The following is a 25227-nucleotide window of genomic DNA, read 5'->3' on the forward strand; positions in this document are numbered from 1 at the left end:
TTCGGTGATACAATCTAATACATGCGTTTGGGCTTGCGCCTGCGCTCGGGTGGGAGCAGGACATCCAGGGCGTCATCGACGGTAACGATGCCTTGTAAGGCGCGTTGGGCATTGACAACCGGGACGGCAAGCAGGTTATACTTGGCGATCTTCTCGGCTACCTCGTGTGCGCTGGTCTCCGGGACGACGGAGATCAGGTCGACCTCCATGAGCTGGTGTAACTGCTGGGTTGGTCCGGCAATGAGTAGCTCCCAGAGCGAAACAACACCTACCAGGGGACTCTCCTCGTCTTCTTCGTTCTCGACGCAGTAGACGTAGGCCGTGCGTAAGTCATGCTCGCGTGCATTGGTACGCACCGCCTCCAGGGCCTCTTGTACCGTACGTGTCTGGGTGAGCGCGAGAAAATCAGTGGTCATCAGGCCGCCTGCGCTATCATCGGCATACTCAAGCAGTTCCTGTACCTCTTCTGATTCTTCGGGTGTCATACGGTGGAGGAGTTCCTGCGCCTGCTCCTCGGGCAGACGTGCGATGAGGTCAGCGGCCTCGTCTGGTCCCATGGTTTGCAGGATATCGGCGGCTCGCTCTGGCTCAATATTTTCCAGGATATGGCTTTGCCGTTCGGTATCTATCTCCTCCATGGTGGCCGCAGCCGTTTCATCGTCGAGTCCCTCGATGATGCGTGCTCCCTGGCCGGGTGTAAGCTGGTGGACTATTTCGGCGATATCCGCCGGGTGCATTTCGGCCAGGTGACCTGAGAGGATGCGCTGAACGTGCGGCGCCTCTTCTTCTTCCAGGCCTTCCTTCTCGTCCTGGGCGCCTGGACGTGGTTGTCTGATGAGCTCGATCTGTTGCCAGGGAAGGGGAACGGAGGGGTAGTCACGGCCTTTCGAGCCAAGGAGCCAGGAAGGGGCTAAGCGGCGAACAAGCCCGAAGGCGCTATTGTCGATTCCGAGGATGCGCCAGCTATTATCTAAGCAGACGTCATTGACACGAACTGCCTTCTTGCGTTTAATGTCGATAACCTGCTTATCGAGCACTTCCTGGGCAAGAGATATCTCATCTGGCTCTTCAACGAGCTCACGCGAAGCACGCGTTAACTGTTGGAGAGGAGTGTTCAGGCGCAGTGCCCCCTCGAACCAGCTAACGTCACGAAGAGGAACGCGCCAGCGCTGTTCCTCTTCGCTATCGATAAGCAGTGTGCTAGGATAGGCAAGCTCGTCGCTGCCCACCAGCTTTGCTGGCAGTAACACATCAACAATACGGCCTATCCGCGTATCTTGCGCGTTCTCGACCGGTGTGCCAAGTAACTGGCTTAAGTACAACATAGTCTGTGTATTTTGTCTCCCTTTTGGTGCAAGGGGGGCATCTGGCACGCCGGGCAAGCCCAACCGTTAGCGGTTGGTTGCCAGCGTATCTTTTTCTTCCTGTGTGCCCTCTTGCGATTGTTGTTGCTGCGCTATTGTAACACTGGCGCCTACGAAATCGCGGAAGAGAGGATGTGGCCGTGTGGGTCGGCTCTTAAACTCTGGATGGAATTGGGAGGCGACAAACCAGGGATGATCCTTAACCTCAATAATTTCAACCAGGCTATTATCGGCTGAGCGACCACTGACGACGAGTCCGTGTGCCTCCATGCGTTTGCGATACTCGCTATTGAACTCATAGCGATGGCGATGGCGCTCGAAGACGATAGGTTCATTATAGGCGGCGTAGGCCTTCGTATCCCTGGTGAGACAGCAGACCCAGTTGCCCAGGCGCATCGTACCACCCTTATCCGCCACCTGGCGCTGGGTAAGCATCAGGTCGATGACAGGGTTGGGCGTCTGGGGATCGAACTCGGAGCTATTAGCCTCTTTAAGTCCAAGCACATTGCGTGCGAACTCGACGACTGCGACCTGCATACCCAGGCATAGACCCAGGTAGGGGATATTGTTGCGTCGCGCGAAGCTGGCGGCCTTGATCTTGCCTTCGATGCCGCGATGGCCGAAGCCACCAGGAACGACGATACCAGAGAGTCCCTCCAGGACCTCGGCCTCATTCATCTTCTCAAGCGCTTCGGAGTTAATCCACTTGATGCGCACGTCGACATCATGGAACCAGCCAGCATGGTGCAGCGATTCCGCTACCGACATATAGGCGTCATGCAGCTCGACATATTTGCCGACGAGGCCGATGGTGACCTCTGGGCGTGGACTCTTGATCTTTGCCACGAGCTGCTTCCACTCGTCCCATTTGGGAGCTTGGGCTTGTTGGGGCAGACCCAGTTCCTGCACCAGGTACTCACCCAGACCAGCCTCTTCGAGGACCAGGGGAACTTCATAGATGGTATCCGCGGTAAGCAGAGGAATGACCGCGCGCGCCTCAATGTTACAGAAGAGCGCGATCTTCTCGCGTAGCTCGTCGCTGACCTCGTGGTCGGAGCGGCAGAGGATGACATCGGGCTGAATGCCGACGCGCAGCAGCTCTTTGACGCTATGCTGTGTGGGCTTGGTTTTCAGCTCTTTCGAGGCACCCAGGTAAGGGAGCAGCGTCACGTGCAGATAGAGCACATCGCGACGACCGACATCCTTACGCATCTGGCGAATGGCCTCCAGGAAGGGCTCGCCCTCGATATCGCCGACTGTACCGCCGACCTCAACAATGACAACATCAGCATCAGAATGGCGCGCAACCGCGTGCATCCTGGCTTTGATCTCATTTGTGATATGGGGGATAACCTGAATCGTGCCGCCGAGATATTCTCCGCGTCGCTCTTTGGCGATAACAGAGGCATAGACCTGCCCGGTCGTGATGTTATTGGCCTGGTATACGGGCTCGTCGGTAAAGCGCTCGTAGTGTCCCAGGTCCAGGTCTGTCTCGGCACCATCATCGGTGACGAAGACCTCGCCATGTTGATATGGTGACATCGTACCAGGATCAACGTTGATATAGGGGTCCAGCTTCATGAGCGAGACAGAGACTCCGCGATTCTTAAGAAGACGGCCCAGAGAGGCAACGCTGATGCCCTTACCTACCGATGAAGCCACCCCACCTGTAACAAAGATAAATTTTGACATGCAAAAAACCTCCTCAAGCCGGAGCCTTTCCGTTTATGCAAATGAAACGATTACGTTGCAGCCTGCAACTTGCTGACGCAAGATAATAGACAAACTAAGATTGTGAGAAGCTAAGATTCTGTTAAAATTATGATCGTGGCGTGAGCAGCACGATCTGAGTTTCTACGGGAAGGGTGCCTGGTGTAACAACAAACTTTGCTTGTGGTGCCGGTGGCTCAACGCCCATCTCGCGGCAGAATTTATTGAGGGCGCCGGCGCTTTCTTCTAAGGCAGCATTGTAGTGCATCGGAATGACGATGCGGGGTTCTACTTGACTGATGACTTCCGCGGCCTGCGTTGCATGAATAGTGCTTTGTCCACCAATGGGAATCAATAAGATATCAGCATCGGCGACTTCCTCGAGTTGCTCTTCTTGCAGGGTATGTCCCAGGTCGCCCAGGTGGCAGATTACCAGGTCATCCATGTGGATCACGTAGATGGTGTTGCGCCCGCGCTCCTGTCCCCGTTTATTATCATGATAGGAGGCAATGCCCGTAATTAGCACATCGCTCACCTCATATTCACCAGGACTGCGCACAACACGAGGATTACCACCGACAGCGGCGCTATTGTTATGTCCGGGATGATCATGACTGATGGTGACGATGGGGGCACTGATCTTACCCAGCGAGGAGCCTTGCTGAGGAGTGAACGGGTCTGTTACGAGTGCAACTTGCTTGCCACGAAGTTGGAAGCAAGCGTGACCGAGCCAGGTTATTTCCATAAGCTTTTGCTTTTTCGCTTTTCTACATAAGATCGGGCGGGGACCAAATGTCCTCGCCCGGATTGTATTGTACCATATGGATAGGTCACCTACAAGGGCATAGCCTGTTTTGCCAACAGGCCTGAGCGACGTGCGTGATGTATTAGTTTTCATCATCGACAACAGCTCTACGCTCTTTAATGGAGCAATTACCAAATTGTAGGGTCCAAGCTGGCTTGGACTCCGAGCGAAGCGATTCAGCAACCACGCGAGGTGGCTTCCCATGCCGGTAGGGACCAGCTTTAGCGCGTCCCATTGGCGTCAAGTGAAGGAGTCTACGCTTCTGCAGGATGGGTTACGCGAGGTCCGCCACCCATGCCGGAGGGGCCTTGGTAGTGCTTCTCAAGGGCGCACCTACCAGGCCCCTCCGGCTGGGTGGCTCCCTCTCCCTGCCATGCCCCACGACCAGCAGGGACGGATGGTAGGTGCGCCCTTGAGAAGCACTCCCTTCCGTCCCTGCATGGGCGTGGGACCAAGCAGGCAACTCTTATCTTGACGCCAATGGGACCAGCTTTAGCGCGTCCCTACCATATGGGGGGAGGCAGGTCCATGTCCAGGTCTTTGGTGGAGTGTATGGTCTGCCAGATATGGTGTTCCCGGTGGTAGAGATAATCCAGGTAGCCTTGTAGGCGCGCATAGCTCTCAAGCACGACCGCCCCTAATGTCCAGAGAGCCTTGCGTGGCGTACTAAGCGCATACCTGTGTGTGGCAAGCAACTGGCGTATGATAGGGAGCGCGCGCATAGTTGAGGCTTCGTAGTGTTGCTGCTCTTTGACCTGCAAATGGCCGGCATAGATCCGGCGTCGCTGGCGGAGAAAGTCTTTAATCGTGAGTGGACCTTTGTTGTAGACTACACAGTATGGCTCGTAGTAGAGTTGATAGCCAAGCTGCGAGATCAGGGCCTGGAGCGAGATCTCATCAACGGCGCTTCTGATGGGGATGCCTGCGACTACATTCCGAAAGGCTACGACCTCTCCTAACTTGGGTGCCTGCTCCGCCAGGCGATCGTGCAGGTGCCAGAGCAAATGGACGACATGCCCCATAAATGTGCGTGGATTATTGACAGGTATCGGTCTGCCCCCAACCATGCCGATATGTGTATCTAGCAACGGTGCGCAGAGATGCTCCAGTGCTCCGGGAGCAGGAATGGTATCGCCTCCCAGTAAGACGACGACCTCGCTTTCGACGTGCGCGAGGAATAAGTTGATCGCTGAAGCCTTCCCCTCGCGCTGTTCCTGGATATAGAGCTTCACTCGTGACTCATGCGCGGCAACGTCGCGCACGATGGGAATCGTACGATCTGTGCAGCCGCTCGCGACGATGATGATTTCGTGGATATCGAGCGTGATGCTCTGTTGTGCGAGCACAGCCTGGAGTGTACGAGCGATATTCGCCTCTTCATTGTAGGCCATAATGCCGACGCTACAGCTCAGACGCTGAGGTTGCCGGACGCTGCTTGTCTGATAGTGTTCAGATCTGTGTAGATGTGCTTCCGCGATAGGTATCGCCATAACCCATAGTCCTCCTTCCACTTATCGGAAGAGCGAGCATAGCTCTCCGACTTCCCCCTCTGTTACTGAGACCAGTATACTGCACATTGCATGCTAACAAAGCCTTTTATAGTACCCCTGGCGCTATTTATGAATAACATGTAATTGTATAGTTCTATATGCAAAGTCTATGGGCACGGCTGACGGGCCATCTGCCCGTCAGCCGTGCCCATAGACTTTGCATACATCTCGACTGAAGGTTGGAAGTATGGTATAATCACCTCCACCGGGGATGTTTCTGCCTTCTCGGTTGCTTTAATCTTCAATCGTACCTGTGTTGGTAAAAAGCGCCTGTTTTGAGCCAGCCCATACGAAAGAGAGGAATACTCTTGTTACAGCAGTGGCTTCCTGCGATTCGCATTGTTCAGATCATCCTCTGCTTTGCCGTGATCGTCTTCATCCTTTTGCAGGCACGTGGTGCTGGTCTGGGCAGCGCCTTTGGTGGCAGCAGCGCTGGCTCAGTCTTTAAGACGCGCCGTGGAGTAGAGCGCCTGATCTTCAATCTCACGATTATTTTCGTGGTGTTGTTCGCGCTAATTTCCATTCTCAGTGCTGCCCTTATTCGGTAACGCCTTTACCCACATGTATAGGATGCGCCAGCAGAGGATTGGGAACCCTGGCTCTCGACGTATACTGCCTCCAGTATGGGTCAGGGCTTTGTGTATCCTCTGCCTGGCGATGCTATTCCTGGCCGGTTGCTCTTCTCCCTTAACAGGGCAGGAACATAATGGCAAGCTGGCAATCCAGGCAGCGCCGCAGGCGCGTATGACCTATGTCGCGATTGGGGCCTCCGATACCTATGGCACTGGCAGCAAAAATCCCCGCACCGAGAGCTGGCCAGCCGTTCTCTCACGCATGCTTGCTCATAATGGAGATGGCAAGATGCAAGAACAGAGCCTGGGACAGAATACTGTCCGGCTGATCAACCTTGGCATTCCAGGTATGCACGCTCATGATGCACTTGGCGTTGAGCTACCAGTCGCCATCGATGCCCATCCCAACTTGATTACTGTCTGGTTGGCGGTCAATGACCTGGTCGATAATGTACCTCCCTCTAGCTATGCCCAGGACCTTGAGCGCCTGCTGCAAGATTTACAGACTAAGCTCCCGCATGTGCGAATTATCATCGCAAACGTCCCCGATTTAACCCTTCTTCCTCGTTTCAGTTCAACGGATACCACACAACTCGCGCATTCAGTTGCTAGCTATAATGCTGTTATACAGTCTGTTGTAGATCGTCACCATGTAGTGCTGATTGACCTTTTCCAGGCCTGGCAGCAACTAGCCTCGCATCCAGAGTTTATTAGCGATGATGGTTTTCATCCAAGTGCTGCGGGGTACGCGCGTCTAGCTCAGCTGTTCTACCAGGGCATGAAACAACACAGGATCATATGACAGCTCTGTTTGGTATTCCAATGGATCGCTTTGCGCTGGCTCTGATGATCATCACAGGGGTGATCGTTGTCGTTGTGCTGCTTCTGGCGCTGACCAACATGCTCTTCTTTAAGATTGGCGTGCGCAATATTCCACGACGGCGTTCACAGATGTTCCTGATCATTGGCGCGTTGATGCTTTCAACTACCCTCCTCTCCAGCGTGTTAACGACTGGTGATGTCTTAACCTCAACTGTGCAGACGGTGGCGGTCTTTAATTGGGGCAACGTAGATGAACTCGTCGAAGGCGGCTCGGGTACTCTGGGCGTATACTCGGAGCGTATCTACCAGCGCTTACAGACGAGAGCGCAGCAGGAGCCCGATATTACGGCCCTGGGCGCGGCATTACGCATGCAGAATATTCTTATCGCCGATGAAACCTCGCGCCAGGTTCGCTCCAAGGTCACGGCTTTGGGAATCGTTCCCGATAGCGAACTAGGCTTTGGCGGCATGACCGACCAGGCGACCAGACAGCATCGCACAATCCGCGAGCTGGGGAAGAACGAAGTCTACCTCAATATCACTACGGCCCAGTTCCTCAATGCCAGTAGTGGCGACACGCTCTATCTCTATTCCCAGGACTGGCCTGGTAAGCGCTTCCAGGTGCGTGTCGCGGGGATTGTCAGCAACGATGGCCTGGTAGGGGATAACCCCTTTCTCCTGGCGAATGTACAGACCATGCGCGGCTTCCAGGACCTTGACGAACCCGTGATCAATCAAATTTTTGTGCGCAACCGTAGTGGGACGGAGCCTGATGGCACCTCGCTCTCCGACGTGGTTTCGGTTAAGCTGGAGCAGATGGCCCCGCGTTCAGTGCATGTGATTCAGGTCAAACAGCAGGGGGTGGAGAATACGCAGAAAGCAGAGGATATCTTTTCGCGGATCTTTGCCCTCTTTACCCTTTTTGCCCTGGCGATTGGCCTGCTGCTGATCCTGCTTATCTTTGTGTTGCTCGCGGCAGAACGGCGCAAGGAGATGGGCATGGCGCGCGCCATTGGCGTGCAGAGACGTCACCTGATCTTGATGTTTCTCTTCGAGGGCGCGGTCTATGATCTGCTGGCTTCCTTTGTTGGCCTGCTCTTTGGCGTTGGTGGTGGCGCGGCGCTGATCTGGTTCTTGCGTCCATTGATGGCGCGCTTTAACTTCCCGCTCAAATTTAGTGTCCAGCCGCGTAGCTTTATTATTGCCTATTGCCTGGGAGTCATATTTACCTTCTGCTCGGTTGTTTTTTCCTCCTGGCTGGTGAGCCGCATGAATGTTATCGAGGCCTTGCGAGATTTGCCTGAGGCCGGAAAACAGGTGTCGTTGCGTGAGTCATTGCAGCGCGCCTGGCAGATGTTGCGTCTGCTGGTGCGCTCTGGAGGGGCACCCGTTGGCAGCAAACCCACGTCACGGAGGCGGCAGGCGCGGCGCATGGCGATGGAAGTTCTGCCCGAGGCCGTCAGTGGGCTGGCGATACTCCTGGTGGAGATTGGCCTGGTGCCGCTGGTGATTGGTTGGTGGCTATTTCGCTTAGGGCTACAGCAGCAGCAGGTGTTGTCCTTCTCTTGCGGCATATCGCTGCTTGTGGTGGGTGTTGGACTGGGGATGCGCAGGCTGGTGACATGGTTGTTAGATATCTTTAACTGGCGAGCGTGGAGGCGCGAGAACTACGCGGCGTCGCGCCGAATTGCTGGCGGTCTCTTTGCCGCGCTGGCGGGCTTGTTGCTCCTGGGATATTGGGCGTTGCCTTTTGATATCCTGGCGATCCTGGGCTTTCATCGCTTTCAGGGAGGCATTGAGATCTTCTTTGTCGCGGGTATTATGATGGTGCTGGGGGCGACCTGGGCCCTGATCGCCAATGCGGGTTTGCTTATCTCGCCGTTGTTGCGCATGTGGACGATTGTTCCACGTCTCTACGCTACGATGCGCCTGGCTGCGGCCTACCCGCTACACCGCCGCTTCCGTATGGGCCTGAGCGTGGTCATGTTTAGCCTGGTTGTGTTCGCCATGACCGTGATGGCCGTGATTACAAACTCCGTGCAGAACAGTTACGCCGATATCGATCAGCAGACGGGCGGGTATGATATTCAAGCGACCGCCTATTTTAAGTCGTTACCGGATCTCTCGACATCGCTTGCCGCGCATGGTTTTGCCACCTCTCAATTCTCTGCTATCGGAATGCGGAGCGCGACGGAGGTTGGCGTGATGCAGTTGAGCGCGAATGCTCCCCGCTGGAGCATCTATCCAGCACAGCTTGTTGATGGCGGCTTCTTGCAGGGCTATGGTTTGCATCTCTCCGCGCGTGCGAAGGGATTTGAGAACGACGCAGCCATCTGGACCGCGCTACAACAGCACCCTGACTATGCCTTGATTGATAGCAGCGCCTTGCCATATCGCTCACCTTTTCCAGTCTATGATCCATCGGTGCCAGCTCCCAGCGAGTACACTGTTCCTGCCACACCACCCAATATTGATCCACAGACCGCTTTCTCACTCAGTGGTGTTGTGCAAGGAGACAGGAGCTTTTCCGCTGTTCCACTCTGGCTGGTCGGCCCAAGCACCAAAGAGGCGATGAAGGTAACAGTTATTGGAGTCGTGGATAACAGCGACGCCTCTCATTTTGGTCTCTATGTTCCCCGTTCCGCTGCCAGCGTTCGGGCCTTGACGGGTGCCTCATTTACCAGTGCCCAACCTCAGTTGCAGACCTATTATTTTAAGGTCGCGCCCGGACAGGATAAGCGGGCTCTGGCACTGGCGCTGGGTTCAGCCTACCTCGATTATGGGCTGGAAACAACCGTACTCGAAGATGTAATCTGGCAGCTACGTGGGCCACGAATATTGTTGAGTAATGTCTTGATTGGTGTTGTAGGAGTGACGCTCTTACTGGGGGTAGCCGCGCTGGCCATTACGGGAACGCGTGCCGTTATTGAGCGTCGTCAACAGATTGGTATGTTGCGCGCGCTTGGGTGTAGCAGGAGCATGGTGCGCTGGGCCTTTCTGCTGGAGTCATTCTTAGTGGGTGCCTTTGGCAGCGTTCTGGGTATTGGTTTAGGGATTATCTTATCGCGTAATATCTTTGCCGCTAACTTCTTTGAGCAGTATCAGACCGGGTTGACCTTTACCATTCCCTGGTACTACCTGGCCGCCATTGCCGGAATCGCGCTGTTGGCCTCCTTCCTGGGGGCCTTGCTCCCGGCCTGGCAGGCTGGCCGAATTGCGCCAGCGGAGGCGCTGCGCTATCAGTAAGGCGCTGTCTTCAGGCTCCTTCGTAGGCTAGCAGAAGTACTAGTGTTCTAGCTTTCTGCACCTTCTATTTGCGCTATTCAGTCAATAATAATATAGTAATGACTGAGTAGACATTTTGCGATTGTTCATGTTTAGAGCTGTCATAGGAAGCGTCTCTTTTTGTACCTTTGTAGAGATACTAGCGATACCAGCTTGTATGAAAGCCAGTGATTGCCAGCGAACTAGGATTATTGGTATGGGACATGTAGGGCATGAAATGGCCCGCGTGCAACGTTTCGCTGTGATAAGCGTCTTATAGATTGATAGGCAAGAAATTTCACCCTATAGCGAAAGCTCTCAGAAATGGGAGTGTGTTTTTGTACATTGTTTGTGGGGGAAGCGTGCCTGGTAGCGGGCGAAGCGCCTGGCTACTGGTATACCCAGGATGCAGTAAACGTTGAAATACTGCGTATCCGAAGGGTGATTATGCCCGGCGGGTTCCTACGAAAGCGGAAGCCTTATGCACCTTACTCAAGAGGTCGGTATGGTTGTACAAAGATATGGGCGTTTCCTGTTACATGAGGTGTTGGTGAGCAAGGGAGAGCGTCTGCGCCATACCGCTTTATTGCAAATTACGGTATCTCAGGATTCTGGGAATGATATTGTCATTGCCTACTTACCGACGCGTTTTGGTTCGCTGGCATCGGTCAAGGAGCGCACCCATATCTGGCTAATGGAGCAGGCATGCCAGATTGAGAAGACGAGGCGCTGGCTCAGGGAGACCTGCGATCCTGAAGTAAAAGCCAAGTTTCAAGCGCTTCTAGATATTTGGGAGCCATGCTATCGTGAAGTATCGCTGGCTCTGGCTGAGTTAGATAACACGACCCTGGCAAGCGACAATTAAAGCGTATAGCTAGCTCGCCAGGCTATTGCATAGCCGCCGGTGGCTCTTGCTCTGGATACTGCGTTGATGGCTGCTCGTATTCCCAGGGCGAGGGCCTGTTCTGTGAATAGAGCGTTGCTGAATCCACCGGAGGGGTGTCCAGTCCCTGATAGCCTCGTTCGTAGCGCAATGCTTGTTCATGTACCTGCGGTGAGGCTGACATGGGTTTGCTGACATAGATAACCGTAGTCGGTTTGCGTAGATGAAGCCAATCATTTTTCCAGGCTGTGTAGAGAAGGAAGAGAATGCCCACGACAGCGAGCGCGATAAGCCACTGGCGGAAGATCCAGTAGGCTCCCCAGAAACAGATCCACCATGTCCACCAGTTCGTCTGCCTAGAAGAATGTGTTTGACAACTACGCTGTTTGCGCTTCGCCGTAGATCGCATGTTGCCAGGCCTTCCTGAGTATGGAGGGTCATATGCCCTGTGGTGCTCTGCTACAAACTCCTTACACATGTATTCTTTCTTCTCTATTGTACCATACGTCATTGCCGGGAAAACGGCGCCGGAGAGATCACTACGCTCGCAATCCATGCCAGTATGGATCTTACACATTATCACCCAAGAGCATGATCAGGTCGCGGTGCGCAGAGTCTTCCATAGAATGAAGCCTGTGCCGAGCAGTAACAGGATGGTCAGGGGCCAGGGCCATGCCCAGGTTATGCCTAGACTCTCATATGGTAGGAAGGCCAGGCAGGAGGGGAGAATGATTAAAGCCAGGAGCAGGAGGATGCTCAACCAGCGTGTCTGTTCTCTCCAGGGGAGGCTGCCGACTGGAGGCGCCAGTTCTGGAAAGAGGGTCAGGTGGGCCGTGGAGGTGAGCAAGAGGGGGACCGCAAGCTGAACCCAGGAGAAAGGAATGGTGAGCGAAAACCAGAGCAGGTGCTCTAGCAGGGCCGTGAAACTCCAACCGCAGAGAAAAATACTGGTATAACAGAGCCAGCGCCCGCGCCTGGAAGGCTTGTGAGCAAGCGGCGCCTGGGGTAAAGAGGAGGAGGAATAATGGTCTTCCTGCTGCGTTACCTGTGGTGGTCTCTGTTCACCCGACCCTGGTCTCATAGCCTGCTCCTTCTTATTATGCCTATCTATACAGTGCGACCTTACCCTCATCATAGCAAGCGTTTGCGTTGATAGAGTGAACTGTATTGATATGGTTGTCATGAAGGAGACTGGGGACGACGCTACTAAAGTACGCGTCTACATATAGATCATATGTAGACGCGTATTTTAGTAGCGTCGTCTTGCTATGCGACTTTAAGGCCAGTCCAGGAACCTGTAGCATGCGTTAGCAGCTTATTGGTGCCGGGAATATCACAGGTATATGACTGAGAGCCATTGTCAAAGGTTCCCTTTGCCGAACTGGGGCTATCGAAGTTCCCAGTCAGGTGCAGGGCCGTGTTGGCATTATCAAGCGCGCATTTAAAGGTTCGCCCCTGTTCCGTAATTTCGAGGCTATCTTGCAAGAGCTTCTCTGTATAGTCGACCTTACCGCTTTTATAGCTACCATCGCATTGGGAAGCAATGGTCTCGCGGGTATTTGCCCCACTAGCAGAGGTGTCAGTTGCGGTATGAGGCTGCCCATCGGCATACTGGGTGCAGATGCTGCCGCCTGCAGGATCGGGGCGGCCTGTCACGATAAGGGTGGCCTTGCTTGTAAAGGGTTTGCCGCTCTCGCTATCCTGGCCCATGAGCAGGACCTCCAGCTTGAAACTCTGATCATCTGAGGGAGAACCTTTGGGGCCTGGAGTATGAGCCTGCCCTTCAGAGACGACATGAATAGGAATACCATCTTTGGTGGTATATCCGCCGGCGTCTTTGGCGGTCAGGGTGTGTTGACCGATGCTCCAGCCCGTATCAATTTTGAGATCGCTAGAGATCTTGCCATCTTTATCACTCAGTACCGGCGACTGGCCTGCGATAGGATTGCCATCCAGGAGAAAGGTAATGTCTGAGCTATTGGAGAATTGTTGCCCCGTCACATGTAAGCTGGTACTTGTTGAGCCTGCGGGGACACTCCCGACTTTATAGCTGCTCGTCACGTTAATGATTGGCTTGGGACGGGTGAGTTGATAGACCGCATAAACTCCTATGCCTCCCAGCAAGAGCACGACGATCAGGAGCCCGATAGTTACCTTGCCTGCGGTTGTGCTCAGCCAGGATTTCTTCTGCTGCGGAGGAGGATAGGCGCCCGCGGGATAGGCACCTGGGAAGGCTGGAGGTGTTCCGGCAGGTGGGAGTGGTGGGTATCCCGGTTGTGAAGGCACGCTCTGCTGCTGTTGAAAGGCACCGGACTGATATGGAGTGGCGGGAGGAGGATACCCACCCGGCTGATAGGGTGTAGCCTGTGGCGCGGGCATGCCCGGTTGCACAGGCGCGGGTGCGGCAGGAGGGTATGCCGCGCCTGGCATAGAAGCGGGTGGCGCGTAGGAACCACCTGGGGCCATTGGTGCACGTGGAGGCATTTGAGGGGGAGCCGCATAGCCCGCAGGTGGCGTAGATGGAGCTGCCGCTTGAGGTCTTTCTGCTTCCACGGGCGCCCCAAAATGCTCACCGCCACCATAGGCCGTTTTAGCCTCCTCTTGTCTGGCTGGTGGCTGGCTTTGGGCCTCTTGTTCCTTGGCGGACTGAAACTCCTGAAACGAGAAATCATTGGCATTATCGCCCGGCTGAGATGCTGCGGAAGTGCTCTCGGCCTGTGGGGGAGTGCCCCGGACCGTCTTAGCATCAGCGAGGGAGCGGTTTTCGTTGAAAGACGGAGTTTTATGAGCCGGAGCCGGAGCCTCTACTGGCTGGGGAGGGGAAATAGGTTGCCCGCAGTTGCCACAGAAACGTGCGCCATCTGAGGGGATTTCCGCTCCACAAGCTTGGCAATGTAGCATGAATGCATCCTCCAATATACCTGGGATGTGCTTTGTGTGTGTTTTCAGTAGGTGGTGAATAAGTGCGCGCTGGTCCAGTAGAAGGTGTTGGGGTCCTGGACGCTCGTATTGCTAAAGGATAATGTGCAAATATGCTAGGAGTATAGCATATTTATCGGCTTTGCGCACCTTGCTTTTCTCTGCAAACAGGGCATTCCAGTTCTCGCCTCGGGGAAGGGGTGTAGGTGGGAAACGGCAAAGCCGTTTCCCACCTACACCCCTTCCCTCATAGTCTACCCAACTGCTTGCCCAACTAAAAACTGGGGCCACCGTCCCATGTACCGCTCTCTGCTTGCGTTGTGAGACTAATATCATATGGTGTGCAGGTCGCGGTCGTTGCTGGAAAAGTATAGGTGCCACTGAAACGCTGATTGGGCCCATAGGTGCCTTCTACTTTAAGGCTCTCATAAGGTGTCTTTGTCTTGCAGGTAAAGGTGACACCCTGCGTGACGAAGGTCGTCTCTTCCTGCTTCATGGTTTCAGTGACCTCGAGTTTGCCACTTTTGTAGGTACCACTACAGGTGGTCGCGTACTTGGTCGTGTACGGTGTACCATCGTTGAGTTTGCCTGTATCAGTGAAGACATGACCATCTGCACCCTCAAAGCAAGCTAATCCCCCCTGAGGATCGGGTTGGCCCGTAACTGTAATGTTGAGATCAGTATCCTTATTTGTTTTCCCGCTGATAGTGAATGATTCATTGTCGGCTGGTGCTCCACCGGGTCCTGGCGTACCTGCCTCGCCCTGTTTGACGATGTTAATCGCGACCCCTTTGGCAGTCGTATAGCCGTCACCATCTTTGGCGGTCAGTGTGTGCTTGCCGGTGACCCATTCTTCTTTGACTGTGAGTACGGCCTCAGCTTTGCCATCCTTGTCACTGATGATTTGTGGTTGCCCTGGAAGAGGGTATCCATCCATCAGGATAGTGATTGGGGAGCTTTTGGTGAAATCGGAGCCTTTGAAGGTGAGACCAACATTGGTTGATCCGGTTGGCAAGGCATTGACATTATAGACACTGTCGATGCTAATGACCGGCTTGGGGCGCGTAATCAAATAGATATAGTAACTCGTTGCGCTGCCACCGATCAGGAGAACCAGGAGAATGGCGGCAATTAAAATCTTGGCGGGCGTACTACTGAACCAGGAGCGTTTGCGCGGAGCTGGCGCGGGAACTGGTGGATAGTAAGGGCCGTACGGCGTGCTTCCCTGTGGGGGGAAGGCTGAGGGCGCACCCTGGGGACCGTAATAATGTGCCTGCCCTGGTATGGGAGGGTATATATTCTGTGGCGACGAGGCAGAAGGCATCGCGGCAGGATCGTAAGGTGCTCCCGGCTGTGGCATGGGTGCCTGTGGTGGAAAAACACCGCTTTGTGGTTGATAAACGGGTGCTAGCGGCGCGTGGTCAGATGAAGAAGGTACCTCTACAGGTGTCTGTGGTGGGAAGACCCCACTCTGTGGTTGGTAAACGGGTGCTAGCGGCGCGTATTCGGCTGAAGAGGGCACCGCCACGGTTGGCTCATTGGCTGTTATGGCGTTTGCCTCTACGGCACTGTTGTGAATACCCGATGCAAATTGCTCAGATGCGGATTGTGCATTTGGAACTTCAGGCATATGAACCGCTGGCATGGCATAGTGTGAGACTTCTTTGCCCTGATAATGCTCCCTTGAAAGGGCTGTTGCGGCTTCTTTGGCTGGCGTGAACTCCTGAAAGGAAAAGGCAGGAGCCGAATCTGTGTCTATGGGAGTCGTAGTACTGTTGATAGAAGCGGGCGGTGTCTGGGATTTGCCACAATTGTCGCAGTACTGAGCGTGCTCTGAGGAGAGGGCAGAGCCGCAGGCATAGCAGTAGCGCATACTATTTTTCCCTCAATCCAGCCGATGAGAATGGCTGGATGTTTTGCTTCACTCATAACTGGTGCATTAGCGGAATCAGGGAGAGATATTAGGAAGCTTTCTCTCATTTAAGGAGAGAAGGTATTACATATTCTCTGCGCCCATCTGGGAGATGCAAGGTGCTGTGAGTGAAGAAAATAATAATAATAATATAGAATCAAAAGAGAAAAAATATTTACACTCATAAAGATGAGATATATTGAAGTATAGCATAGAAATATATAGTTTGTATACATATTTATGGTTACTATAAAGTAACGGCGGAAGGGGAGGCTTTTTCTATAAAAAACAGGAATTGCCAGCCACTGGCAGATTTGAGCATACTTTTTTTAGAAAAGAGAGAAACTATCTCGATTTAACGCTGTCAATGGACATAATTGGTGGTAAAAGTTGCGTGCATCGGCAAAATGTAATAGCATAGGAGGATGGTATTATTTTATTCAATTGAGGTTTTATTATGAAGCAACAAGGTATGATTGTAGATTTAGATTTAGAGACGATGACGGCGCAGGATGTCGTTGATCGCCAGTTACAGGCGTATAATGCCCATAATCTGGAGGCTTTCCTGGCGTGTTACAGTCCTACTGTAACGGTGGCTTTGCATCCTGGTGGGCAGATACTTGACGAGGGCCTGGAGGCGTTGCGCCTCTCCTATGCCAAGCTCTTTACCGAGTGCCCACATTTGCATGCACATATAACCAGGCGTATTACCTCGGAGAATCTCATCATTGATGAGGAGGAGGTTGAAGGCCTGGTGGATGGCCCCTCTGTCCGCTCCATTGTCATGTATGAGGTCGCAGGCGGTCTGATTACGAGAACCTGGTTTGTCGAGTAGGTGTAGTGTGAACGCAGGCTAGCCAAGCAAGGCTTTAAACATGACTGCCCCTTGGATAGCATTACCTTTTTGCACAAAGAGGGCGAGGATGCCATCTTCGCTCCCTTTATCGAAGGTAGGGGTATAGCTAACGGGGGTGTGAAAGGTTGTGGCACCATTTCCAGCGCTCGTGGTGCTGGCACTCCCAATTTCGTTGTACAGGTGATCGAAGACCTTTACCTGGCCGCTGACGCCGGTTGGACCCTTGCCTGTGAGCGTAAAGTTGCGCGCGAGGTGGTCCAGGGGCGTGGGTTGGGTTATGAGTAGGGCATCGCTGTCGACCTGGGTTACGAGCCAGATGCCATCAGATCGGCCCTCCAGGCGGCTCAAGGTGACAGTAATCGTACCGCCATCCTGTCCCGCGTTCTTCAAGCTGATCGTGGCATCAACTCCTTGCTGCTTCAGGATGCTGGCCTGACTTGCTCCTGACCAGTTTAACAGGTTGCTGGCCATGTGTTGCGCAACCTGGCGCGGATCCAGCTTCCACTGCTCATGGCTTTTACTCACCTGCTGTTGATCAGTTTCTGCCTGGTAGCGTGTCAGGTCAGGATAGAAGCCACGAAACGCGACGGGCAACATGCCATTCGCGCCTGGCGCCCATTTGAACTCGCGATACAGGTCCCGCTGGACCGAATCCGAAGACTGGCCCTTATTGACGCTGGAGTTCCAGTCTACCTCGCGGGTGATAACGGTATTATAGCCACTGATGCGGGCGTCGCCCTGGTAGAGGTCTTTGAGTTCCAGAATCTTCGTGGGGGCCGGACCTGTGATCTGGTCATACACATAAATATCTTTTACGCCCCCACTTGCGCCGTTATAGTCGACCTCGACCAGGGTTTGCAGCGTATCGTTCCCCTCCAGGTGTCCGCACGAGACCTTCGCTATACTGTTCTTTTCACGTTGAATGCCAACGACGGCGCTCCAGTAATCTGTTGAGGCAGCGGTTGTGGGGCAAGGCTGTGCGCCCAGGGCGATCGTTTTTGTGGTTGCTGGCGCATTGCGTTTAACTATGTGTTGTGTCTCCGTCGTGGTTGTAGCTGCCTGGGCGCTTCCACAACTGGCAAGGAGCAGGAGGAGAAACAGGCTGAGCGCGAATCCGGTGAAGGGCTGTCTATGTGAGTTAGTATGTCTACGCCGATTCTCTCGGACCTCTCTATACATGATTCCTCCGCTGCCTTGTTCGCGCTCTACTATATTCTCTCTATGCTAAACGGCTTGCCCTCGTAATTCGTTGCATTCACTCTATGGCGCGCCAGATCTTCACATGTTTATCATCGCCACCGGACGCGATTGTGGTTCCGCTTGTGGGCGACCAGGCCAGGCCATATGTGGTTGTCTGCAAAATATTGGTATAGAGCCTATCGCCCTCGAAGGGCGGCCAGATCTGGATCGTGCGATCATCGCCTCCCGAGGCGATGGCGGTCTCCGTCGATGACCAGGCTATGGCATAGACATTGCCTCTATGCCCAGTATAGACTCTGGCTTTTTCACCGCTGGCAATGCTCCAGACATGTACCTGGCTATCTTTGCCGCCGGACGCCAGGTAATTTCCATGAGGGGACCAGCTCAGGGCAAGCACTGAGTCGCTATGCTGGTGGTTGATGACTGTCTGCTTGCTTGCCACTTCCCAGATGACAACGCTGTTCTCATACAGAGCGGAAGAGGCAATTTGTGCGCCTTGAGGCGACCATGCCAGGGCGGAGATACCATGAGTATGTCCCTCGTAACGTTCGAGGAGGTTGCCACTGATTGGTTCCCAGAGCTGGATGGTGGTATCTGCACTGCCCGAGGCCAGTGTCTGCCCATCGGGCGACCACGAGAGCGCGCTGACGGCTTCACTATGCCCGGCATACTTCTGTGTAAGTTTACCATTCAAGGGATTCCAGACATGAATGGTACTGTCGTCGCTGGCGGAGGCCAGGAAGCGTTCATCAGGTGACCAGGCGACCGCGTTTACTCGCCGTGTATGTTGGTGGTAGCTTGTGATGCGCTTGCCCGTCTGTGCCTCCCAGACATTGACTGTGCCATTGGCGCAGCCGGAGGCAAGATAGGTCCCTTTGGGGGACCAGCTTAGGGCCAGCGCGGTCGCGTCCAGCGCGAATGTGCGCAAAACGTATCCGGGAGTATTGGTAGGCGTCTTCGATTGGGCTGGGGGAGGCGTGGTATGCTGGCTAAAGAAGAAAATACTGCCCGCGCTCGCGACAAAGGCGACACCCGCCAGGCCGAGCAGCACATTGCGCCGAGTGAGATTGGCTAGCTGGGCTTTTGTGTTCTGTGCCACACGCTTTTTGATGTGCTCAAAGTCTTTGGTTGAGCGTGCCAGGTCAGAGAGAGGCTGTTTGGACTGTGGCAGACTCAGTCTCTGGGTCTCATGGGACGCGACCTCTTCCTGGTGTTGGCGATTGATAAGAGAGGTATGATGGACGCTTGCGGGCGTCGTTATATTCAGACCGGCGGCCTCTCCAAAGGCGCGCGCGAACTCCTGCACCGTCGCGTAGCGTTGGCTGGGATCTTTCGCGAGTCCCTTCATAATGACCTCTTCCACGGCCGTGCTAATCATAGGATTGCGTGTCCTTGGAGAGGGGGGAATGACATTGAGGTGCTGGAGGAGGAGCGAGCCAGGGTTTCCACGGTAGGGGCGCTCGCCGCATAGCCATTCATAGACGGTGAGCGCGAGTGAGTACTGGTCACTGGCGTAGGTTGGTTTCTCCATCCATTGTTCAGGTGCCATATAGAAATAGGTACCTGCCAATCCGGGCATACTCAACTGGCTGATCTCGGCGTTATGGTGGCTGATAAAGGCAATGCCAAAATCACTGAGGATCAGCTCACCTCGGCGATTGAGTAAGATATTCTCTGGTTTGACGTCGCGATGGACAATACCCTGGCTATGGGCATAGTCGAGGGCGTCGGCAATCTTTTCCAGATAGGAGTAAATCAGGGTTGGTTTAAGGATACTGCCTTCTGGATGGCGTCTGCGTAACGTACCATAGGGCAGAAACTCCATAATGAGATAGGGTGTTCTTTCATCTACGCCGAAACGTTGGACCTTGACGATATGTGGATGGCGCAGGCTGGTAACAATACGGCTTTCTTTATAGAATTTGCGAATTTGAGCTTCATCAAGTTGCCCAGGTAGTGTGTGAAGCAGTTTAATTGCGACGAGTTCCTGGGTCTGTATATGTTCTCCACGGTAGACCTGGGCGAAGCCTCCTTCGCCCATTAACCGTGTGAGCCGGTAATCGCCTATACGCTGGCCTACACGAGAGTTGCCTTCAGCCATAATAAAATATGTCTTTTCCCTTCTGCATGTTTTGCGGGAGTCCTCTCCCTCCTCTACTCGCGTTATCTACACCCATCCACTTCCCACTGCATGCGATCTGGCGGCGTTATCTGGTGAATTGGTTATTGCTATCTTTACGTGTGCCCATGTGTAAGTACGTTTACGATTATAATAGGCTCTACCTTCTATGTAAAGAGCATAACCTGCCGCTCCTACGTCTCTAGTAAGTAGCCTCGCCTGCTTTGGTATTTATGCAGATATTCTCTTTATATAGATCGAGGAGGTCGTCTGAATCTCTAGAAATGAAGTGTTCCAGCGTTTACCACATATGAAGAGGGTTTTTTGTGAGCTAGTTTATAGCATAGCGTGCGTTTATACCTTACTATTGGAAGAGGAATCCCATGGTGACTGGACTTTTGTTTTATAATAGGTAATTGATTGAATAGATCTATTCGCAAGATTGTATTGTGACCTCTTTTTCATATTTCTATTTTTATCAAGCTATTTTCATCGCTTGTCGTTCAACTTTCAAAAGGAGAATCCAGTTTATGGCTTACGATCCCAACGCACCAGGTAACAACCCGGGTGGAACGCCACCTCCCAATACACCGTATGGTCCCACAAATTATGGTGCGCCGCCGCCGCCACCTCCGGGACCATCTGATCCCTATCAATCGCAACAGCCTTACAATCCATACGCGCCTTCGACGCCATCCTATCCCCCTGTCCCAAATCCGAACAGTTCGCCCGCGTATCCTTCGCAGCCCGGGATAAGTGGTGCGGGCTATAATGATCCTACCTATGTCTCGCCGTCAGCCCAGGGATACCAGGCGCCTCCGGTGCAGCCAGGACCGAGCTATCCTGGTTACCCTCCTGTGAATCAAGGCTATCCACAACAAGGCTTTGTACCACCACCACAAAAGAAATCATCGGGCGGGAAAATCGCCCTGATCATACTGGCGATCGTTGTTGTGCTGGCTGGTATTGGTATCTTTAGCGCATCGGCGTACAATACATCTCAGAGTAATGCGCACGCCACGGCGACAGCGAATGCCCAGGTCACGGCGCAATCTGCCAAAGCCACAGCGAATGTCCAGGCGACTGCGACCTATATGGCGTCGCACTTCCCTTTTAGTAGCAAGCTGTTACTCAATGATTCGTTGAGCGGTAACAATCCTGCGCATGGTTGGATGTCTGATAAATATTGCTCGTTCAGCAATAATATGTACCATGCCTCAGAAACAAAGTCTAGTACGTTTGTGACCTGTTCCGCTAAGAGTACAAACTATACTGACTTTTCTTTTGAAGCAACGATGCAGAACTTCATTGGTAATGCAGGCGGACTCGTATTCCGTGGGGACGAAGATCAGCAGAACTACTACCTCTTCCTGGTATTCTATGACGGCTCATTTGGCTTCTATAGCTATAGCACGTCATCCCATACGAAAAAGATTATTACCGGCAACGTGGATAATTTTAGCATGAGTAAGCCCATTCGCCTGGGTGTAACGGCACAGGGGAACTCATTTAAGTTCTTCGCCGATGGTCAGCAGATTGGGCAGGCTACAGATAGCACCTACTCTCATGGCCAGGTGGGAGTTGCGGTTGATAACGATGCCTTAATTACTGAGGCCAACTTTAGCAATGCCAAGGTATGGCAAATCTAGGACACATACAAAAAGAAGGTGAAGAGCGACAAAACGCTCTTCACCTTCTTTCTTTTTGCTTGCTATAACTTTTCTGCCTGATGCTCAGGATCGATGCCAGTTAAAGGCGACGTTGATAATGATAATTGCGAGCGAGACGATACCAAAACCGATCAGCCTGGCTATGATGGAGATGGGGTTACTGCTATCTCCAATGCTCAGAAAAATGGCACTGATAGGCACAAACATGACGACCGAGACAATGCCCAGGGCCAGACGCTGCCCTGGAGAGACTTCTCGGCTGGCAAAGTTGACCTGCCCTATCTTCTGGGCTCCCATATCATAGCTGGGTGGCTGATAGGTCTGGCTACTCTGTGGTTGACCTTCTGGTCGCTCTGTATAGGCTTTAGACTGGTAGCCGCGATATTCATCATCTTGTGGATACATCTGTTGTGACATTCTGCGCTTTTCCTTTCGCGTCGAGCATAGGGTGTTGCATACTTTAGAATCTTGTAGAGTCCTGTAGAATCCTGGCTACCAGTCTTTACGTATGAACTTGCGAAAAGTTTAGGTTTTGCAGGCTAGGCCTTACTCACTGAGGTGCGAAGCGCCTCTTTCTCGACTTCTTGCGCCAGGCTCACAATCGCGCCATCCATCGCGCGCAGTGGTTTCTCCAGGACTGGTCCGTGACCAGTTGCCAGGCGCGAGGGTTCCTGGAAGCGCAGCTTGCGTGCGCTCTCCAGCGCCGAGAGCTTATGCCAGGTTGCCAGCGCGGGTAGGGGGAAGAGCAGGCGCATGGTTCCCGCGACCGCTATTCCACCCAGGGTTTGAAAGGCATCGCCTACGATTAATGTCTGATCGCGTTCGTCGAGAAACGAGGCGTGCCCTGGTGTATGGCCTGGGGTCGCGAGCACACGCAGCGAGCCAACATGCTCGCCCTCGTGCAGAAGCTGCGTGGGTTTTGTCGTAACGATTGGATAGCCTCCCTTGAGAGGGACCTGGGCTTCACGCGGCTCCAGTTCTTTGTTGCCAGCCAGCAAACGTGCCTCACGCTCAAGCAGCATAACCTTTGCCTGGGGAAGCGCCGCATGAAGCTCATCAAGCGAACCGACGTGATCTCCATGGGCGTGCGTGAGTAGGATACGCGTAATATTCCTACCCAACTGGCGTGCCGCGCCAATGATCTGCAGCCCCGAGCCAGCATTCATGGTGTCGATGAGCGTGAGGCCATCCTCTTCGAGAACAAAATAGCAGTTAAAGATTCCCAGCTTGGTCAGCTGTACCAGGTATTTCCCATGTGCTTTGATTTTCATTGAATTATTGCTCTATTTCTAGCGATGTGCCTTGATCGCTGATGCGATAAAATAAACTCTTCTATATATGCACACATGTTTACTCTAAGTGACCTCCCTGGTTTTGTCAAGGAAAGTAGGCAAAATTTGCCTTGACAGGGTGCCCTTCTCTTGCTATGCTTTACCTGGATAGGGAAAATATAGCAGTTCGTAATATCCCCTCTGCTTGAGCATAACCCTGGAAGTGCGTTCTTCGTAGAAGAGAGTAGTATACTTCTGATCCGAAAACCCTGAGCGTGCTTGCCGTGCCACCGCTTGCCCCCGAATGGGGGAAGCGCTAGGCACGCAAGTGACGTTGGGTTTCGGAATAAGATCTTAGGAGAAACGTATAGAAGAAGAGTAGCTAGACGATCAGGTAGTGGCTGTCGCCTTTGCTGCTTGTTCCACTGGAGAATAGAGTATGTGGTATAACAACAATTACAGGCGGCCTCCCCGTATGCGTAGGCGCTTCTTCTTTCCTTTTGTCATTCCTTTTATCTTTTTAGTATCGATGCACTCTTTTAATGTTTTCTTCTTAACGTTGCTGGTCATGGGAGCCGTGGCCCTCATCGCTACGTTCGTCACTCAAAACGCGAATGCAGGTCGTAACTCTTACCGTCCACCTATGCAGAATCAAGTGCCGCCAAATCCACAGGATTACCAGAATCCATATTATCAGCCCTATCAGGATCCGGACCAGGCGACCTCTTATTATCAACCATATCGCCAGGGGTATCAAGCGCAGCAACCACAGGCAGCCAGCGCAGATTCCGCTCAAGATGCAGCCGCAGACCAGTACCAGCGCCCTACTGCTGAGCAGTATGAGCAGCCGCTTGCTAACTATCCCGAGCCCATGCCACCTATGCAATAGTAAGCGTCAATGGCCTATGCATGTACTTCCTATCCGAAAACCCTGAGCGTTTATCCCCGAATGGGGGCGAAGCGCTAGTCACGCAAGTAACGTTGGGTTTCGGAATAAGATCGTAGTGAAAGACAAAAAGAACGACTCCTCTCTTTCAAATGAGGAGTCGTTCTTTTTGTGTGACTGGTTATAGGGAAATTAAGGGATCAGATTGGTATCTGCATCAAGGGCCAGGACGAAGCGCGCGATAAGCTCTGCGACGTCGTCAACATCTTTGAGTGAAACCATCTCTGAGCCGGTGTGCAGGTAACGGCAAGGGATGCTGAGCAGACCTGTCGCGATGGGACCGCGTGCGACCTGGATCGCATCGGTGTCTGTGCCGGTACCGGCGGCCGAGGCCTCAACCTGGTAGCTGATGCCTGCCTCTTCTGCGGCTTTGACAAGGCGCTCATAGACGGGAAGATTAATATGTGCGCCGATAGTCAGGATGGGGCCAGCATTCATCTTCAGATCGCCCATACGATTTTTTTGAGCGCCGGGGATATCTGAGGTTGGGGCCACATCGACCGCGATGGCGATCTGTGGGTTGACGCTATAGGCGCTGGTACGCGCGCCGCGCAGGCCAATCTCTTCCTGTACAGCCGAGACAAAGAATACGCCTGCCTTCAACTGCTCGCGTTTGGCATGGATACGGCGCATCGCCTCTACCACTGCGAAGACGCCGGATTTATCGTCGAGCGCCCGCGAGATGATGATGTCCTTATGCAGCGTCTCCAGTTCCGCGGCACGTGTGCCAACAGAGCCAACTTTCACGCGTTCAAGCGCCTCTTCCTTACTGGAAGCACCGATATCGATCCAGAGGTCCCAAAGCTTAGGAGCCTTCTCGCGCTCCTCAGCCGAGAGGCTGTGAACGGGTTTGCGACCAACAACACCAGAGACGATACCCTTGGGCGTGTGGATGTTGACGCGGTTCCCTGGTAGAGTAGAGGCGTCAAACCCGCCAATGGGGGCGAAATAGAGATAGCCTTGCTCATCGATGTGGCGGATGAGGAAGCCGAGTTCGTCGCAGTGGGCTTCTAGCATGACGCGTGGCTCAGCCGAGGCATTGAGGGCCGCGATCACATTGCCATGTACATCTGTATGTACTTCATCGGTATACTGCTGTATCTCCTCGCGTACGACTTGCTGAGCCGGGCGCTCAAAGCCAGAAGGGCTGGGGCTAGCGACCAGGCGACGGAGAAATGCAACACGTGACTCGTCCATAAAACCTCCAAACTTCTGATCCGAAAACCCTGAGCGCGCCTGCCGTGCCACCGCTTGCCCCCGAATGGGGGAAGCGCTAGACACGTAAGTGGCGCACGCCCCCGAATGGGGGTTGGGTTTCGGAATAAGATCAAAGTTGTGTATTGAAAAGAAATAATCTCCAATTA

20 protein-coding genes are annotated in these 25227 nt (G+C 53.5%); 7 read left to right on the forward strand and 13 right to left on the reverse strand.

Annotated elements, in window-relative coordinates:
- Positions 1–14: 14 nt before the first annotated feature.
- The 4 genes from KTE_RS16550 to KTE_RS16565 all read right to left on the reverse strand — a co-directional run bounded on the left by KTE_RS16550 (position 15) and on the right by KTE_RS16565 (position 5369).
- Positions 15–1325, reverse strand: a complete 1311-nt coding sequence (locus KTE_RS16550; RefSeq protein WP_201382690.1) for a magnesium transporter MgtE N-terminal domain-containing protein — start codon at positions 1323–1325, stop codon at positions 15–17.
- A gap of 66 nt (positions 1326–1391) precedes the next feature.
- Complete coding sequence (locus KTE_RS16555; RefSeq protein WP_201382692.1) at positions 1392–3056, reverse strand: CTP synthase; 1665 nt, start codon at positions 3054–3056, stop codon at positions 1392–1394.
- Positions 3057–3183: 127 nt separating this feature from the next.
- Entirely contained in the window at positions 3184–3819 is a 636-nt protein-coding gene (locus tag KTE_RS16560) for an MBL fold metallo-hydrolase (RefSeq protein ID WP_201382694.1), read from the reverse strand.
- 563 nt (positions 3820–4382) lie between these two features.
- The gene (locus KTE_RS16565; protein ID WP_201382696.1) at positions 4383–5369 is read right to left on the reverse strand and encodes a glycosyltransferase family 2 protein; all 987 of its coding nucleotides are present in this window, start codon (positions 5367–5369) and stop codon (positions 4383–4385) included.
- A 368-nt stretch (positions 5370–5737) separates the two neighbouring features.
- Here KTE_RS16565 and secG point away from each other — a divergent pair, with 368 nt between their 5' ends.
- The 4 genes from secG (at position 5738) to KTE_RS16585 (ending at position 10952) form a co-directional block, all read left to right on the forward strand.
- On the forward strand, positions 5738–5977 hold the full coding sequence (secG, locus tag KTE_RS16570) for a preprotein translocase subunit SecG (RefSeq protein ID WP_007911954.1): 240 nt from the start codon (positions 5738–5740) through the stop codon (positions 5975–5977).
- 88 nt (positions 5978–6065) lie between these two features.
- The gene (locus KTE_RS16575; RefSeq protein ID WP_201382698.1) at positions 6066–6803 is read left to right on the forward strand and encodes an SGNH/GDSL hydrolase family protein; all 738 of its coding nucleotides are present in this window, start codon (positions 6066–6068) and stop codon (positions 6801–6803) included.
- Positions 6800–10069 carry an ABC transporter permease gene (locus KTE_RS16580; RefSeq protein WP_201382700.1) on the forward strand — a complete coding sequence of 1090 codons (3270 nt, stop codon included), beginning with the start codon at positions 6800–6802 and terminating at the stop codon, positions 10067–10069. Before KTE_RS16575 ends, KTE_RS16580 begins: the two co-directional genes overlap by 4 nt.
- 523 nt (positions 10070–10592) lie before the next feature.
- A complete protein-coding gene (locus KTE_RS16585; RefSeq protein ID WP_201369650.1) occupies positions 10593–10952 on the forward strand; it encodes a hypothetical protein in 360 nt (119 codons plus the stop codon).
- Positions 10953–10974: 22 nt separating this feature from the next.
- Here KTE_RS16585 and KTE_RS16590 read toward each other — a convergent pair whose 3' ends face one another.
- The 4 genes from KTE_RS16590 to KTE_RS16605 all read right to left on the reverse strand — a co-directional run bounded on the left by KTE_RS16590 (position 10975) and on the right by KTE_RS16605 (position 15762).
- Entirely contained in the window at positions 10975–11379 is a 405-nt protein-coding gene (locus KTE_RS16590) for a hypothetical protein (RefSeq protein WP_201382702.1), read from the reverse strand.
- 186 nt (positions 11380–11565) lie between these two features.
- Positions 11566–12051, reverse strand: coding sequence for a hypothetical protein (locus KTE_RS16595; protein ID WP_201382705.1), 486 nt, complete (start codon positions 12049–12051; stop codon positions 11566–11568).
- Positions 12052–12236: 185 nt separating this feature from the next.
- On the reverse strand, positions 12237–13871 hold the full coding sequence (locus KTE_RS16600) for a zinc ribbon domain-containing protein (protein ID WP_201382707.1): 1635 nt from the start codon (positions 13869–13871) through the stop codon (positions 12237–12239).
- Between the two features lie 292 nt (positions 13872–14163).
- Positions 14164–15762: a hypothetical protein gene (locus tag KTE_RS16605; RefSeq protein ID WP_201382709.1), complete on the reverse strand. Its 1599-nt coding sequence runs from the start codon at positions 15760–15762 to the stop codon at positions 14164–14166.
- A 511-nt stretch (positions 15763–16273) separates the two neighbouring features.
- Between KTE_RS16605 and KTE_RS16610 the strand changes: the two genes are divergently transcribed.
- A complete protein-coding gene (locus KTE_RS16610) occupies positions 16274–16636 on the forward strand; it encodes a nuclear transport factor 2 family protein (protein ID WP_201382711.1) in 363 nt (120 codons plus the stop codon).
- Between the two features lie 18 nt (positions 16637–16654).
- Here the strand turns inward: KTE_RS16610 and KTE_RS16615 are convergent, their stop codons facing one another.
- Complete coding sequence (locus KTE_RS16615; protein WP_201382713.1) at positions 16655–17836, reverse strand: hypothetical protein; 1182 nt, start codon at positions 17834–17836, stop codon at positions 16655–16657.
- Between the two features lie 76 nt (positions 17837–17912).
- On the reverse strand, positions 17913–19958 hold the full coding sequence (locus KTE_RS16620; RefSeq protein ID WP_201382715.1) for a WD40 repeat domain-containing serine/threonine protein kinase: 2046 nt from the start codon (positions 19956–19958) through the stop codon (positions 17913–17915).
- Positions 19959–20506: 548 nt separating this feature from the next.
- On the opposite strand from KTE_RS16620, the gene KTE_RS16625 reads away from it, so the two are divergent.
- Positions 20507–21625 (forward strand): hypothetical protein, encoded by a 1119-nt coding sequence (locus KTE_RS16625; protein WP_201382717.1) that lies wholly within the window; start codon positions 20507–20509, stop codon positions 21623–21625.
- Positions 21626–21709: 84 nt separating this feature from the next.
- Here the strand turns inward: KTE_RS16625 and KTE_RS16630 are convergent, their stop codons facing one another.
- Positions 21710–22063 (reverse strand): hypothetical protein, encoded by a 354-nt coding sequence (locus KTE_RS16630; RefSeq protein ID WP_201382719.1) that lies wholly within the window; start codon positions 22061–22063, stop codon positions 21710–21712.
- 122 nt (positions 22064–22185) lie between these two features.
- Positions 22186–22917: an MBL fold metallo-hydrolase gene (locus KTE_RS16635; RefSeq protein WP_201382721.1), complete on the reverse strand. Its 732-nt coding sequence runs from the start codon at positions 22915–22917 to the stop codon at positions 22186–22188.
- Between the two features lie 475 nt (positions 22918–23392).
- On the opposite strand from KTE_RS16635, the gene KTE_RS16640 reads away from it, so the two are divergent.
- Positions 23393–23806, forward strand: a complete 414-nt coding sequence (locus KTE_RS16640; RefSeq protein ID WP_201382724.1) for a hypothetical protein — start codon at positions 23393–23395, stop codon at positions 23804–23806.
- Between the two features lie 189 nt (positions 23807–23995).
- Here KTE_RS16640 and KTE_RS16645 read toward each other — a convergent pair whose 3' ends face one another.
- Positions 23996–25060 (reverse strand): M42 family metallopeptidase, encoded by a 1065-nt coding sequence (locus KTE_RS16645; protein WP_201382726.1) that lies wholly within the window; start codon positions 25058–25060, stop codon positions 23996–23998.
- Positions 25061–25227 lie beyond the last annotated feature (167 nt).

It is taken from the genome of Ktedonobacter sp. SOSP1-85, from assembly GCF_016587415.1.
Lineage (GTDB): Bacteria > Chloroflexota > Ktedonobacteria > Ktedonobacterales > Ktedonobacteraceae > Ktedonobacter.